Origin of the sequence: Legionella sp. PATHC035 (assembly GCF_026191115.1) — a bacterium.
Lineage (GTDB): Bacteria > Pseudomonadota > Gammaproteobacteria > Legionellales > Legionellaceae > Legionella.
This window is the reverse complement of record NZ_JAPHOT010000001.1, coordinates 1,084,691-1,098,971: the sequence shown is the minus strand read 5'-3', so window position 1 is coordinate 1,098,971 and position 14,281 is coordinate 1,084,691. Positions and strand designations below refer to the sequence as shown.

Below are 14,281 nucleotides of genomic sequence, written 5' to 3'. Positions count from 1 at the left end.
TCTCCCCATAGGGAGAAGGTGCCCGTCAGGGCGGATGAGGGTATAAATGAACTTTCACCCATCCCCTTATCTCATAAAATGAAAGAGGGGAGATTCTTAATTTTATGGCTGCAACCCCAGGGGGTATTCTTCTCGGCTATTATAAAAGGAACCCATGTTATGACTGAAAAAAATAAAACCAAGGCAAAAAAAGCGCCCGGAAAGACCGAATTATCACCATCCATGCTGATTCTTATTGACTTAGTATCCATCTTATTCAGTTTGATGCCTGGTGTAGCTGCCTTTAGCATAACCGGTTTATTTATTTATCATGGCTATGTACATACGTGGTTTGTTCTTCCTTTGGCTCCCTTTGTTTTATTTGCCTCGTTTATTCTGATTATTGCAGCGATTAGACTGTGTTTGCCTCATTTAAAACCAGGCCGCTATAAACGGGAAATGAATCGAATGACGTTTGCTTGGTTTTGTCATTTTGCACTGACTCGTTCCGCTAAAGTAATTGGGCTGACCCCTTTACTGCAAACCTTCAACGTGGTGAAGTTTTGTTACTGGCGAGCACTGGGTGCCAAGGTTTCCTTTCAAATAGTCAATTCTTTTGACATCGATTTTGTTGATTGTCCTTTAATTACCATAGGAAAAAATGTCACTCTTGGTGGTGGAGTGTCAATTTGTTGTCACTCTGATGTAGGCAACTTACTTTTTCTCGCTCCTGTCGTCATTGAAGATAATGTTTTTATCGGTATGTCCACCGCGATTGGCCCAGGAACAACCATTAAAAAAGGGAGTTGGATCGGTTATGGAAATACATTTGTTAATCAGGTAGTTGAGGAAAATACCCGTTTAGGAAATGTTAGACCGACCCCTGATATGGAGTAAGTATTCTTGCACCGATTCACTGAACGACTGTATTTGGCGCTTCTGGTTTAAAATCGAACTGTTCGCCAAGAGGCACGCATGCCCCTGAAGGGACATGCAACTCTATTTAAGGAGGGCTCTTACTGAGAGGTTAGCGACAATATAGTGGGTTGGGTACCTACCTGAAATACTATGGGCATATACGGAAGATTAAAAAGAAAGAGCACTATTATGAAAAACAATGCAGAACAAATATTTCCTATTCGTATCCATTTTTGTTCTCTGCTTTCAGGAAGCCAGGCGGTAATTGCATAAGTGAGGCTGAATAAGACTACCATGATAAGACAAATGACCACATTAACATCCAAGGAATAAGATTGGAAAATTTTATGAATCATTATTAAAACCAAAAGAAATAAAATAATACGATAAACACGTAATACGAATTTCAGCCATGTAGGGGCTCCTGATTCCACGCTTCCATCCTGGAAATATGCATTGAAAAATATAATCCCCAAAGATATGAGAGGGATTAAAATCGCGAGGGGGTCGATGTATTCTTCACCGCCATTTACCGAATGGCCCAAATAAAGAACAAAGTACACGATACTGATTAAGGCTAGAAAAGGGAATAGATAATACATCATTCTTAACAATAAAAAGCGCAAATTGTAAATGATTTGGATGTTTTGTTGTCCAACTCCTAATCCGATAAAAAACAAGGTAACATGGGAAATCAACCGAAAATGTAGATTATCGGAGTACAAATTCCATAAGTAATCACTTCCTACAGTTCTGAATATAAAAGCGCCCAATAAGATAAGCACATTCGCTAAGGCAGAAAACACCGAAGCAACAAAGAGTAAAAGAATAGTATTCCATACCGCAGCAAATAAACTGTTGTAGCTGATGCGCCAGGTATTGTCATGATGGTATGCATAGTGAAATGAATGGCCTACATAAACAAAGAGAGGAAAGGCGCATAAGAATGTAAACCAATGCTCCAGAGGAAAAGAGGTAAGACGCGCTTCCATCGGGAGTAAGGGCAAAGACAAGAATAAGGCGATTAAGAAGCTGCTTGCAACCAAGCGTATGCAATTTTTGTTGTTGTAAGCCAATGCATACAGCAGAGGAAAGAGAACAATTAGCGCATAATCAAATATTTTGGTAACTTCATTTCGAATTAACCCATCAAGAGCCAATCCAAGGAGTAAACCAATTAGAGTAAAGAGATAGATTCCTTTTTTTGATGGCATATTTGTTTCTCCTTAGGCGTATGAACTTAGAATAGCTGATTTTAAAAGGACTTGCATTCACTTCTGTGTTCTCATCCATTTGTTTCGGATTGTTCTTTTGAGGGGCAATTGATTAAGATTATGGTTTTATTTTAATCGCTGTTTTTGTAGAATGAAGTTAAAAGCCATTTAACGAATCCATTAAGGCGCTATGCAAAGTAAAAGAGAACGTTTTAAAAAATGGCGTGTAAGCCAAAGCGATAATGAGCAAAACATCCTCGACTCTGCAATGCTGATTAGCGACTATGTGAGTTCAGTAGATGATCTCGAAGTGATCAAAACCAATGCAGAGAAAAAATACCATGAGTTTAATCAACACAAAATGTTTCGTGAGGGGCTCATTGCTTTTGTCAAATTATTTATTGATGAAGCCGTAGATCAACTACCTGAAACAGCAAGTAAAGAGAGAAAATTACTTTCTGATGCCAGTGTGATTGTGGCGGCTTTGTATGAAAAATGGACAAATATAACCACAGAAAATGTTTTTACTTTAATCAAAAATATTGAAAAATTACTCAGTTTAGAAACCCAGCCTTTTACAGATAAAAATCACTATAAAGCATTTATGTTTTCTGCATATCTGTTAGGTCAGCTCATCAAAGTAGCAATCGCGCATATTAGTTGGATCATGAGACCTTTGATTTCAAGTATTTTTGACTTAAGTCTAATCGATTCTAAAACAGACTTTTTTTTGCGCCAAATAGAAGAAAAGATGGAGCGCTTAAATCATCCAGAGCAGGCAGTAAAAGAAGACGATGTGGTCGATTCCTTAAAGCCGGTTAAAGAGCTCTTGAAGCAACGTTATCTTCAAGTAATGGGTATCAGCCCTTCAATCCATGCCAAGCCCTCAAGAACAGGTGCCGTACACCAACGCCGTGGACCGCAAGCACCCAGGACACTGCCAGCAGAGGTAAAGCCACTAACTCACACTATTTTTAAGAGTCTTACTGAGCTTGAAGCAGAGATAGAAAAAGTTTCTTCAGGAATTTTCAGTATCTTGGAGTCGCGAAAGAAAAAAGCCGAGCTTGATGAAAAAATAGAAACAGTGATTCAGTTAATTACAGCATTAGATGAAAATGATAAGAAAATTATTGGAAGAAAAGATTTTTTAGATCTTATCGCGGAACATGAGAAGTTATATCAGTTCCTTTTAGAAAATACAGAAGATTCGTACAAACAACAACTTCTTGACAGGATATCGCAGCTGAAGGCTTCTCTTGAGTCGCCTAATTTATCTTCAGGGGCTATTCAGGGAATAAGCTGGATGGCTACGCCGCTCACTGTTGTTTACCGAACTACGACACCGCAAGCAGTGCAAGAAGCACTTGGATCTACTCTGCCGGCCACCTTGGATGGTGCGTGCAAAAAGGAGCTTAAGGCTTTAGCAAAAGCATGTTTGTCGGATTTGCAAAACAAGTTGAACAAGAAAGAGAGTCAAATTGCTGCAATAAACAATCGTTTTTTTAATCGGGATGTATCACTAAGGCTATGGTTAGCAAGTGAAAGTTTTGAGCAACTTGAGGCATTAAAAAAAGCAAATGATTTGATGAAAGATGCGGTACAAGGCAGTTGTCATTTACTGACTCGCATAAAACAAAATGCCCTTTTTATGAACAGGCTTCGGCAAGACAGTCAAACCTTGGACGAATTTGTTCAGTTGCATGATGGATTCTTCGTAAAAATTTGCAATTTTTTAGCCCAGTACTTTGCTTTTTTTAAAACAGAGACAGCAAAAATGATTGACGATGCTGTTGTCCTGAAGGCTAAAGTAGATCGATTAGCTGGTGAATATCAACGTGCTGTAGAGCAAGGAGTACGACAAATCGAATCTACTCCAAATCTGGATGCCCCTGTTAAAAATCATATAAAAAGCCAGTTTACTGGAGAGGTTCAGGAAATCATTCAAGAGAAAAAGAACAACTCGAACCCCAACAAGCGTACAGTACGTTTACTGATGATTGAACTATCAAAGTTATTTGCTGAAAAGTCTCAATCCCTCAAGCAGGAACCCAATAAAAACGAACTTCATGAAGAAGAATCAGTTTTGGTCTGCAGTGTTACCTCTTAAAAAATTTAATCCAGTTTTTTAAGATTCAAGTTGTTCTTATATCTCGAGTCATTCCCGTATCGGCAATCCTGCGACGCTCACTATGAGGGTTTACATGTAATCCTCTGCAGTTATATAAAGGCAGAGGATATTTTAATGGAGAGAGCTATGAAGATTTTTACCCGCCAGTTTTTGGGAGTTACATTTGCCTTATCGTGCATCACAAGTTCGTATGCGTCCAGTCAATCGGATACTGATTCTTGGCATGCCAAAGCCGAGCAAATGCTGGAGCACGCAGTAAAGGTTCCAACTGTAGTCGGACAGAATCATGTACCGGAGTTAGCACAATATTTTGCTGATCAATTTCGTGCAGCAGGGATTCCTAATCAAGACATCCATATTATGCCTTACAACCAAACTGCAGCATTGATTGTGCGTTGGCGAGCCGCGATTCCTACTTCTGAGAAACCTATTATGGTTATGGGGCATATGGATGTTGTTGAAGCAAAAAAAGACGATTGGTCGATGGATCCATTCACTTTAGTTAAAAAGGATGGTTATTATTATGGCCGTGGAACAATTGATATGAAAGACGGTCTGGTAGCAACCACAGTTGCCATCATGAAGCTTAAGGCTCAGGGTTTTCAAAATAAACGCGATATCATCGTCTTTTTTACCGGAGATGAAGAAACAGGTGGTGTTGGTGCACAAAAAGGAGCCACTGAATGGAAGGATTTGCTGAATGCCGAATTTGGATTAAATGCAGATGCTGGTGGTGGAGCATTTGACACCAATAATCATCCGCTTGGATTTAAGATTCAAACTGCTGAAAAAACATACACTGATTACATGTTCACAGTCCGCAATTCTGGTGGACATTCTTCGAAACCCAGGGCCGATAATGCTATTTATCAACTGGCTGATGCTTTAAAACGTTTGGAGGCTTATCGCTTTCAACCGATGATGACTGAAACCACACGAGCTTATTTTGCGGCGAGAGAAAAATCAGAAGCGAATGCGTTAGGCGAAGCCATGAGAGCCTGGTTAAAAAACCCCTCTGATGGCAAAGCAGCTGATATCATTGAAGCGGATCCTGGCGAGGTAGGGCTAACACGTACTCGTTGTGTTGCAACCAGATTATTTGCTGGGCACGCCAATAATGCTTTGCCACAGCTAGCCCAAGCAACTATAAATTGCCGCCTTATGCCCGGTGTTTCACCTGATACGATAAAGAAGGAGCTTGAACAAATTGTTGCTGATCCTAATATCGTAGTCACTCGATTGGATGAGCATGTGGCCTCTCTAGATTCTCCATTGCGACACGATGTCCTTAGTGCCTATAGCCAATCCATTCATGCTCGTTTTCCTAATGCACCGATCATTCCGAGTATGAGTACAGGAGCAACTGATGCGCGACCCTTTCGTATTGTTGGGATTCCTGTTTATGGCGTCAATGGCACTTGGGTGATCAGTCCTGAAGATTTACGTGCACATGGCCGAGATGAGCGCTTACCGGTACAAGCGTTAAATGATAATGTGGATCATTGGGTACGAATGCTGACAACCCTAGCCGGATAGAGACTGTTTGATGGGCGGCTTTAGTCTTATTATTGAAATAGGGTGTACTTTTTCTGTTGCAATGGCATTGTTTTGACACGATATGATTATGAAAATAAATAAAGCAATCCCTATAAGTTTGGGGCTTGCTATCAAGGCTTTGCTGGGAATTTTATTGCCCATATCATTAAAGAATATCCTGTTTCATGAAAAGCAGCGACGAATAGAGCACGTTTTATGAACGTAGAATTGGCTCATAAAGAGGATCGGCCGGGATTCTGACGAAAAGGGCCATTTGCTGTACATGCTTAGCTCATCTTCTATGCAACGCGTAATTTCTCATGGCCGTTATTTAAATAGAATAATAAAGTGCTTGATTTTTAAGAACTCTATGTTTAAGTTCGTACAGACTATCTGCATTAAGGAGAATAAAATGTTCGGTTTTTTTAATACGGAAAATAAATGGCGTGCAACCATGCAAGTAGCAAATGGGCTTGCTCTGATGATGGCTGCTTATAATTTATTCTCAGACCCGGATACTGCTTGGGAAAATGGTTTTGACATAGCAATGTTTGCGCTTAACGTAGTTACTTTTAGCAGCAATGATAACGCGTTAACCAGCATAGGAAATTCTGCACTTAATTTTACAAGTTTGGGTGCCGTTTATGCAGGGATTACTTCGGGTTGTACTGCGAATCCGACGATAGTCAACATGGGCAAGGCAGTATTAAGTTTGAGCAATGCCGTCACGAGTATTTGTTATAAATATGATCCAAATCAAGACGCTGCTTCAGCAACCCCCACAAAAACCATGTAATCGAAATAGGTGGGGCTGAAAAGCCCCAAGTGATTGCTAAGGAAGATATGGAGGGAGTGATTTCCTCTACCCCCTCTCCATAGGGGAGAAGGGGTAGCCCTAAACCACTTTTTCTAAAACTCTTAGGGCGATTGACTGAAAATCAAGAAAAATCAATCCGCTTACAAATAAATCATATTCTCTATAAAAAAATCAGTTGCAATGAAAATTTTGAGCTATATTAAAAATACAGGATTTGAACAAAAACAAATAAGGACAAATCATGGGCTCTCTTCTGCTATTAGGTTTAGCAGTAACTTTTACCTATTTTCCGCAACTGCCGTTGGCGTTTCCACAGGCTCAAGCCATAGTAAAGGATGATGTTCGTTTAATTAGCGAAACAGCGCGGTTTTCGGTGCAAATTAACGATCAATCATTAAATGACATTCGGTTAATGTTAGCTCATGAAGCACCTCACTTAAATCCACTCGTGATCAATAAGGTACTTACTTCTTTAAAGTGTGCTATTGAATATAATGTGGATCACAATAATATTTTAACCATTATTGATTATTCATTACCCTCCAACGAAAAACGACTGTGGGTATTTGACTTAAGTGCCAAAAAGTTATTGTTTCATACCTATGTATCCCATGGCATTAAATCCGGTACCTTACTTACCAATTATTTTTCAAACAAGTTCAATAGCAAAGCCAGTAGTATAGGGGTTTATCAAACACAACAAGCGTATTATGGTCGCGATGGTCTTTCATTACGTTTAGACGGCTTAGACCGTAATTTTAATGATAATGCATCAGGTCGCTCGGTTGTAATGCATTCTGGGTGGTATGTAGAAGAGCGCTTTATCAAAAGATATGGAAGACCGGGGCGAAGTTGGGGCTGTCCCGCCCTTCCTTTAGAAAATTCTCAAGCAATCATTAATACCATAAAGGATAAGTCTTTATTGGTTGTTTATTATCCAAGTGATGCCTGGTTCGCAAAATCAAAATTTCTAAATTGTGATAAAAGTCCCTCCCCGCAATATACAAGTAATCCGACAATACAGGTACCTACATCTGCTCCTGATGAACATCGTGATGCAATCTTTTTTGTAGGGAGTGGGTATAAAGGCAAGCGTACTGAAACGAATCCTGTTGCAGTCATTTCCGCAGATACTTATCAACGTGTATTTCATACTACAGCGCCGTTATCACGCATGTTGCGTCGGCAAATCAATAATGCAGAATATGTGGCATTAAATGCTCAAGAGTTTAATTACTTGGCGAATCACAATAATCCAAACGATGCTGCTCAGGATGACGGTATTCGCGCTATCCGTTTTGTAATACCCACTCTTAAGGTCGTCCGAGGGGGATATTATGAAACGCAAATGGAAATTGTTGATCTAGGTAAAATCAAACAAGTTAAAGTAAATGGTGATTCAGCTCGCGAAAATATAACGGTTTATTTTGAGGGGAAACCTTCAGTCAATTTAAACCCGTCTGATGCATTTATTCGCTGGGTAGGACTATAAGTTTTACTGTCTTAGGCAAACTGCTCACGTCATCTCGAGCCTAGCAAGGGATCCCCAGGGGTTACTATCGTGCTCTTCGATAAAGATCCCTTGCTAGGCTCGAGATGACGTGGGATGGTTGTGACAACGGGTGTTTGATTCTATTTACTTTTTATCGGTATCATCCAGCTCAAGCCACATAGCATTTAAAATGGCAAAACAACACGCTAGACCAGTACCCAAAATCCAGGAAAAATACCACATAATAACCCCCTAATAGGCTGTATCTCGATTTTTAGTAACGGTATCTTCTGTTACTTTTCCGCGCAACACTCGATAGACCCAAGTCGTATAAAGCAGTACCACAGGTAAAAAGATAACAGTTGCTACCAACATAATAAATAAAGTTAAATGGCTTGAAGAGCTATCCCAAACCAGCAAACTTTGTTCTGGATTTGATGAAGAGGGCAGTATGAAGGGAAACATACTCACACCCACAGTGGCAATAATTCCAGCAACAGAAAGAGCACTACATATAAAAGCAGTTTTAATATGTTTTGCTGCAAAAAAGGCTAACAAAGCGCCAATAATTCCAACTGCCGGCACCAATAAAGTGATGGGTAGGTTTTGGTAATTCGAAAACCAAGCCGTTCCTTGACGAATAACCGTTTTGTAAAGCGGATTGGATGGACCATCATGGACTTGAGTTCCAGTCACACTGTAACCATCAATACCATAATGAAGCCAAAAACCAGCACCAATAAAGACCAATAAGGTCAATAGTGCAGCTATTTTTCCTGCACTCATGGCACGCTGCTGTAAGTGTCCTTCCGTCTTCAAGTTAAGGAAAAAAGCACCGTGCATAGAAAGCATCAATACCGACAAGATGCCACATAACAGGGCAAAAGGGTTCAACAACCCCAAAAAACTGCCCGTATAAAAAGGTCGTAAATATTCATCATAATGAAAAGGAACGCCTTGCAATACATTGCCTATCGCAACACCAAATATTAGTGAAGGTACGAAACCACCGACAAATAACGCATAATCCCAAAAAGTACGCCATCGATAATTGGTTAATTTTGAACGGTATTTAAATCCAACCGGACGTAAAATGAGTGCCAACAAAACCAGGAGCATTGCAAAGTAAAAACCCGAGAAAGAGAGGGCATATAAAGCTGGCCAGGCAGCAAAAATTGCCCCACCACCTAGAATAAACCAGACTTGATTCCCTTCCCAGGTTGGCCCGATGCTATTAATTAATACACGCCTCTCGATATCTGTTTTAGCAAGCCATGGCAGCCACATGGCAACACCTAGATCAAAACCATCCATGATTGCAAAACCAATGAGTAATACACCGAGCAGAATCCACCATATAATTCGTAATGTTTCATAATCCAATGGCATTTTGAATCTCCTAATGAGCCATATTATCTGGGCCAAGACGGATGTACTTCACCATCAAGAAAATTTCAACTACAGCGAGAATTGTGTAGAAGAGAATAAAACCGGTTATTGAGGTTAAAACTTGAGTCGCACTCAAACTCGAGGTACCCATCGCCGTGGGTAAGATATCCTGAACTACCCAAGGTTGCCGTCCGTATTCTGCGACTACCCACCCCAACTCTGCAGCAATCCAAGGTAGTGGAAGTGAAAAGAAAGCGGCACGTAAGTACCAGCGGGTAGTATGTAATTTACGCTTCATGGATAAGTAAAAACCTGTTGCGAATAAGAGGATGAAGAAGAAGCCACAAGCAACCATAATTCGGAAAGAGAAAAATAAAGGCGTTACTCGGGGTTTCAAATCTTGTGCTGCTTGATTAATTTGCGCCTCAGTTGCGTCAACTACTTTTTCAGTATATTTCTTTAAGAGCAGACCGTAACCTAAATATTTACTGTGTGCAGTAAAATCTGTTTTTGCTTGCACATCATTAGGATTTTTTTGCAATCGGGTCAACGCTTCATAGGCGAGCATACCTTCTTTGATTCGTTGTTTCCCCTGTTCTATTAATTCAGAAATTCCTTCCAGGGGCTCTGTGAAAGAACGCGTTGCGATGACTCCCAATACGAAGGGAATATCCAAGGCATAATTGGTTTTCATCGCGTGTTCATCGGGAATACCAAAGACGGTGAGAGGGGCTGGAGCTGCTCCTGTATGCCACATCGCTTCTATTGCTGCGAATTTCATTTTTTGATTTTCATTATCTAGACGGCCACTTTCATCACCTAATACAACCACCGCTAAGGCTGATGCAAGTCCAAAGCTTGCAGCAACGGTCATTGAACGTTTGGCAAAATTGATGTTTCTACCGCGTAATAAAAAGTAAGCGCTAATGGATAAAACAAAAATTGAGCCAGTAACATACCCAGCACTTATGGTATGAACGAATTTGGCTTGTGCCACTGGATTAAACATTACTGCCGCAAAATCAGTTACTTCCATACGCATGGTTTGGAAATTAAATTCCGCACCAACGGGGTTTTGCATCCAGCCATTAGCAATCAAAATCCATAGCGCAGAAAGATTTGTACCTAAAGCCAATAACCAGGTACAAACCATATGCTGGACGCGACTTAATCTATCCCAGCCAAAGAAAAACAAACCCACAAAAGTAGCTTCCAGGAAGAACGCCATAAGTCCTTCAATTGCTAATGGGGCACCAAAAACATCGCCAACATAGTGAGAGTAATAAGCCCAATTGGTACCGAATTGAAACTCCATGGTTAACCCGGTAGCTACGCCTAAAACAAAATTAATGCCAAAGAGAATCCCCCAGTATTTAACCATCTGTCGCCAAATATCGCGACCAGTCATCACATAAATGGTTTCCATGATCGCTAAAATTAACGACAAGCCCAAGGTGAGTGGGACAAAAAGAAAATGATAAAGCGCAGTTAGAGCAAACTGTAAACGGGAAAGATCGACCAGGTCACTGCCAGGAATCATTGCTCACCTCACATTGATGATTAATAAAAATCTTTAAATCCCCAGTTGTTTTAGAAAATATTGAGGATTTTCCTAAGTTATTGTTTTTTAGAAGAAAGATATTCTTTTGTTTGTACCGAACCTAAAAGCCACTGTTCATTGCTTTGATGTGGTTTTTCCACACCCTTAAAGCAAACAATCCATAATAAAATCAATAAGCTAAATTTAATAATTAAGGTGATTAGAATATCACGAGTGAGCGGCTTAATCATGTGCTTTAACCCTCTTCTCTTGACTCAGCATTCCAAATTTTAAAGATTCTGCAATCAATGTGGCTTTTTGAACGAGTTCCTCAGCAATCTCTTGAGGTAATTGATTTACCGCCTCTTCCTGAAATAAATTCAACCAACGGCTAAAGTGGGTCTCTCTGATATCGGTACATTGGTTTAAGAGGATATGCTTTTGATAGGCATTACCGTGATACTCATTGGTTTTCAACATAATGCTATTCCAAAATTGACACAACAGCGGGATATGTTTATCCCAATCAACTTGTGCCACATCATTAAAAATAGGAGCGAGGATCTCGTCTCTTTGTACTTTTTGGTAAAAATGAGTCACGAGTTTTTCAATATGAGTTTTATTCAGCTGAGTCATACTACTATCCGCTGATATAAATAAAATAATCATACTTAAGTTCCATTTTAAATACAACTTTAAAATAGTACCAAATCTGATTATTTTTTTCTTGCCCTCATGAGCTCAAGCAAGGCCAGTGCATTATTGTGTTGTTCATCTTGAGCACTGTATAACAAAGTAATGGTTTGATTTTTGGCTTTATCAATAATTGTTTGGAGTGATTCTTCTTTATCTTCAAGTTCCTTTGCATAACGTTTTTGAAACTCTTCCCATTTTTCGGGTTTATGATCAAACCATCGCCTTAATTCGTGACTTGGAGCCGTATCTTTTAACCATAAATCCACTCTTGCGTCCTCTTTTTTAACTCCGCGAGGCCATAATCGATCAACCAATATCCTACATCCATCTGAAGGCTCGGCTTGTTCATAAATCCGTTTGATTTTTATTTTGTTCATCGAATTCTCCCTGAGTTATTTGGAGTAATGGATAAAGTTCGACTTTGTTTTGAACGATATCCTCTAAACTAAATTGTTCTAAAAGGTAAAGAATGCCTTTTGTGCATCAAGGAGGAGCTTGCGTAATTTACATGTGGGGGCGATGCAACAATTTGCTTTATCTTTGTTGAAACACGGTACGAGATCAAAGTGCAGTTCAAGTTGCAAAACCAGGGCTTTCAAATTAATGTCGGCAGGATTTTTAGCCATCATAAGGCCGCCATTTTTTCCTCTAATTGTTTTAATAATTTCTAGTTTAGACAAATTATGGATTATTTTTATTAAATGATTGCGTGAAATAGCATACACACAGGCGATATCATCAATAGTGCACGTATTTTGTTTTATCGCGATATAAATCAAAGCGCGTAATGAATAATCAGTAAATTGAGTCAGTTGCATGATTCATCCCAACACTAAAAGAGGCCTATTATTTCTTTTAATTAGATGTATTTTAAATGCATATTTCAGGCGGCAAAAAATTGACAAACCTATTATTTTTGAAGCATATATAAGCTATAATTTAATATGGTCATTAGAAAATAGGGAATTATCATGAGCAGAAATATTATGAGTAAAATCATATGCACTACGGTTTTTGCTCTCGGCCTATTTACTGCTGGGACAAGTTTTGCACACGGTGGTTGGCATGGTGGTGGCTGGCATGGCGGTGGTTGGAACGGGGGTTATTACCATGGGGGCTATTATCATGGTGGCGGTTGGCATGGTGGTTATTATGGCGGCTGGGGAGGTGGCTGGTGGGGACCTGGTGTTGTTATAGGGGTTCCATACTACAATAATGATTACTACTATAATGATTATTGCCAAACTGTTCGGGTATGCAATAGATACGGACATTGTTGGTTACAAGAATCCTGTTATTAATTTGCAATCGTGATTTTTAACCGACAGAGAGGACGGTACACGAGATCATGAGCTCATGTGCCGTGTGGAGATGCCGGTAATTAATTTTTTTAAATGGATTCGCGAAGGGCCAACAGCCTTTATCTGATCAACCCTACGATTTATCTACTCTATGTTCCTTCAATACATTTAAAATAAATCCTACTATAAAAATTCTGAATCGATAGAAAAGCTTATGGTATCTATTGGTGAAAATTGATACTATTTTGTCTTTTCTGCATCTTGGTTTTGAGTCAATTATGGATTACACATTAGAATATTTGAAACACGTGGACTGGGAGCGTATTGCTTTTGCTGTATTTTTGATCTTTTTTGGCTATTTCCTTGCAAAGAAAATGAGTCATTTGATTGAAAAAATAATTGAAAGTAGATTCTCAAAGCATCACGCCATGTTATCAAGTCGCGTGGTCTATTACGGCTTGTTTTTGCTTTTTTCAGTTTCAGCATTGCACGAACTTGGGTTTAAACTAACTATCTTGTTAAGCACCGCAGGTTTGTTTACTGTAGCCTTAAGTTTTGCTTCGCAAACTGCCGCATCCAACCTCATTAGTGGAGTTTTTCTTTTGTTTGAACGTCCTTTTCAAGTAGGGGATGTCATTTCCATCAAAGACATTAAAGGGACAGTAGAAACAATCGACTGGTTATCAACTAAAATCAAAACCAGTGATAACCGATTGATCCGTATACCTAATGAAGGTTTGATTAAATCAGAAATTACCAATTTAAGTATTTATCCGCAAAAACGTGATGAGATAGTACTTCGAATTGATGCAGTACATGATGTCACTACGATTAAATCATTACTCTACAAAATTTGTGAAGAATGCAGCTACATTCTACCCAAACCCAGGACTCAAATTTTATTATCGCAGATGATTGATAGGGGGGGGGTTGAGCTCAAAATCTTGTATTGGTCAAAAAACGATTTGGCTATGGTGCGCGACGAAGTCCTTTCTGCAGTTAAAACCACATTTGAACGAGAAGCAATCACTTTTGTAAATGAACGAGTCTTTGTGGCGCCTATTCCTTCTTCATCGACACCACTGCCTTTATAAGATCTATTTACCCTCATTGAATTAGCATGCGGTGATTTTAAATGCTCCGATACCCGTATACTTCATATATGCCGGGTTTCGGCGTTCTCCAATCAGAGCATTTTGACTTAAACCGCGAACTGTAAAACGGACTTTTTGGTTTAGTGAAACGAACTGGAATAAAGTTCACTTATGCCT

Annotated in this window: 14 protein-coding genes and 1 pseudogene; 7 read left to right on the top strand and 8 right to left on the bottom strand. The window is 39.5% G+C overall.

Going from position 1 to position 14,281, the window contains the following annotated elements; genetic code table 11:
* Positions 1–159: 159 nt before the first annotated feature.
* Positions 160–876, top strand: coding sequence for a hypothetical protein (locus OQJ13_RS04920; RefSeq protein WP_265709584.1), 717 nt, complete (start codon positions 160–162; stop codon positions 874–876).
* Between the two features lie 119 nt (positions 877–995).
* On the opposite strand, the gene OQJ13_RS04915 is transcribed toward OQJ13_RS04920, so the two are convergent.
* Positions 996–2,111: a hypothetical protein gene (locus OQJ13_RS04915; protein WP_265709582.1), complete on the bottom strand. Its 1,116-nt coding sequence runs from the start codon at positions 2,109–2,111 to the stop codon at positions 996–998.
* Between the two features lie 190 nt (positions 2,112–2,301).
* Between OQJ13_RS04915 and OQJ13_RS04910 the strand changes: the two genes are divergently transcribed.
* The 4 genes from OQJ13_RS04910 to OQJ13_RS04895 all read left to right on the top strand — a co-directional run bounded on the left by OQJ13_RS04910 (position 2,302) and on the right by OQJ13_RS04895 (position 8,084).
* A complete protein-coding gene (locus OQJ13_RS04910) occupies positions 2,302–4,218 on the top strand; it encodes a hypothetical protein (protein WP_265709580.1) in 1,917 nt (638 codons plus the stop codon).
* A 147-nt stretch (positions 4,219–4,365) separates the two neighbouring features.
* Entirely contained in the window at positions 4,366–5,775 is a 1,410-nt protein-coding gene (locus OQJ13_RS04905) for a M20/M25/M40 family metallo-hydrolase (protein WP_265709579.1), read from the top strand.
* A gap of 412 nt (positions 5,776–6,187) precedes the next feature.
* Positions 6,188–6,571, top strand: coding sequence for a hypothetical protein (locus OQJ13_RS04900; protein WP_265709578.1), 384 nt, complete (start codon positions 6,188–6,190; stop codon positions 6,569–6,571).
* Between the two features lie 262 nt (positions 6,572–6,833).
* Positions 6,834–8,084, top strand: coding sequence for a murein L,D-transpeptidase catalytic domain family protein (locus OQJ13_RS04895; protein ID WP_265709577.1), 1,251 nt, complete (start codon positions 6,834–6,836; stop codon positions 8,082–8,084).
* A 144-nt stretch (positions 8,085–8,228) separates the two neighbouring features.
* On the opposite strand, the gene cydX is transcribed toward OQJ13_RS04895, so the two are convergent.
* From cydX to OQJ13_RS04860, 7 genes and pseudogenes are all read right to left on the bottom strand, one after another.
* Complete coding sequence (gene cydX / locus OQJ13_RS04890; RefSeq protein ID WP_265711890.1) at positions 8,229–8,330, bottom strand: cytochrome bd-I oxidase subunit CydX; 102 nt, start codon at positions 8,328–8,330, stop codon at positions 8,229–8,231.
* 6 nt (positions 8,331–8,336) lie between these two features.
* On the bottom strand, positions 8,337–9,473 hold the full coding sequence (gene cydB / locus OQJ13_RS04885) for a cytochrome d ubiquinol oxidase subunit II (protein WP_265709575.1): 1,137 nt from the start codon (positions 9,471–9,473) through the stop codon (positions 8,337–8,339).
* Between the two features lie 10 nt (positions 9,474–9,483).
* A complete protein-coding gene (locus tag OQJ13_RS04880; protein WP_265709574.1) occupies positions 9,484–11,013 on the bottom strand; it encodes a cytochrome ubiquinol oxidase subunit I in 1,530 nt (509 codons plus the stop codon).
* Positions 11,014–11,090: 77 nt separating this feature from the next.
* Positions 11,091–11,264 (bottom strand): cytochrome oxidase putative small subunit CydP, encoded by a 174-nt coding sequence (cydP, locus tag OQJ13_RS04875; RefSeq protein ID WP_265709573.1) that lies wholly within the window; start codon positions 11,262–11,264, stop codon positions 11,091–11,093.
* The gene (locus OQJ13_RS04870; protein ID WP_265709572.1) at positions 11,257–11,682 is read right to left on the bottom strand and encodes a group III truncated hemoglobin; all 426 of its coding nucleotides are present in this window, start codon (positions 11,680–11,682) and stop codon (positions 11,257–11,259) included. Before OQJ13_RS04870 ends, cydP begins: the two co-directional genes overlap by 8 nt.
* 47 nt (positions 11,683–11,729) lie before the next feature.
* Positions 11,730–12,086 carry a DUF488 domain-containing protein gene (locus tag OQJ13_RS04865; RefSeq protein ID WP_265709571.1) on the bottom strand — a complete coding sequence of 119 codons (357 nt, stop codon included), beginning with the start codon at positions 12,084–12,086 and terminating at the stop codon, positions 11,730–11,732.
* Positions 12,055–12,527, bottom strand: a pseudogene (locus OQJ13_RS04860) (Rrf2 family transcriptional regulator). Before OQJ13_RS04860 ends, OQJ13_RS04865 begins: the two are co-directional and overlap by 32 nt.
* Positions 12,528–12,680: 153 nt before the next feature.
* Between OQJ13_RS04860 and OQJ13_RS04855 the strand changes: the two are divergent.
* On the top strand, positions 12,681–13,010 hold the full coding sequence (locus OQJ13_RS04855) for a hypothetical protein (protein ID WP_265709569.1): 330 nt from the start codon (positions 12,681–12,683) through the stop codon (positions 13,008–13,010).
* 227 nt (positions 13,011–13,237) lie between these two features.
* Complete coding sequence (locus tag OQJ13_RS04850) at positions 13,238–14,104, top strand: mechanosensitive ion channel family protein (RefSeq protein WP_265709567.1); 867 nt, start codon at positions 13,238–13,240, stop codon at positions 14,102–14,104.
* The last annotated feature ends 177 nt before the right edge of the window (positions 14,105–14,281 follow it).

Bases quoted from the DNA above. Each gene is read 5' to 3' on its own strand.
- OQJ13_RS04920 (WP_265709584.1), top strand. From the start codon at position 160: ATGACTGAAAAAAATAAAACCAAGGCAAAAAAAGCGCCCGGAAAGACC.
- OQJ13_RS04915 (WP_265709582.1), bottom strand. From the start codon at position 2,111: ATGCCATCAAAAAAAGGAATCTATCTCTTTACTCTAATTGGTTTACTC.
- OQJ13_RS04910 (WP_265709580.1), top strand. From the start codon at position 2,302: ATGCAAAGTAAAAGAGAACGTTTTAAAAAATGGCGTGTAAGCCAAAGC.
- OQJ13_RS04905 (WP_265709579.1), top strand. From the start codon at position 4,366: ATGAAGATTTTTACCCGCCAGTTTTTGGGAGTTACATTTGCCTTATCG.
- OQJ13_RS04900 (WP_265709578.1), top strand. From the start codon at position 6,188: ATGTTCGGTTTTTTTAATACGGAAAATAAATGGCGTGCAACCATGCAA.
- OQJ13_RS04895 (WP_265709577.1), top strand. From the start codon at position 6,834: ATGGGCTCTCTTCTGCTATTAGGTTTAGCAGTAACTTTTACCTATTTT.
- cydB (WP_265709575.1), bottom strand. From the start codon at position 9,473: ATGCCATTGGATTATGAAACATTACGAATTATATGGTGGATTCTGCTC.
- OQJ13_RS04880 (WP_265709574.1), bottom strand. From the start codon at position 11,013: ATGATTCCTGGCAGTGACCTGGTCGATCTTTCCCGTTTACAGTTTGCT.
- cydP (WP_265709573.1), bottom strand. From the start codon at position 11,264: ATGATTAAGCCGCTCACTCGTGATATTCTAATCACCTTAATTATTAAA.
- OQJ13_RS04870 (WP_265709572.1), bottom strand. From the start codon at position 11,682: ATGATTATTTTATTTATATCAGCGGATAGTAGTATGACTCAGCTGAAT.
- OQJ13_RS04865 (WP_265709571.1), bottom strand. From the start codon at position 12,086: ATGAACAAAATAAAAATCAAACGGATTTATGAACAAGCCGAGCCTTCA.
- OQJ13_RS04855 (WP_265709569.1), top strand. From the start codon at position 12,681: ATGAGCAGAAATATTATGAGTAAAATCATATGCACTACGGTTTTTGCT.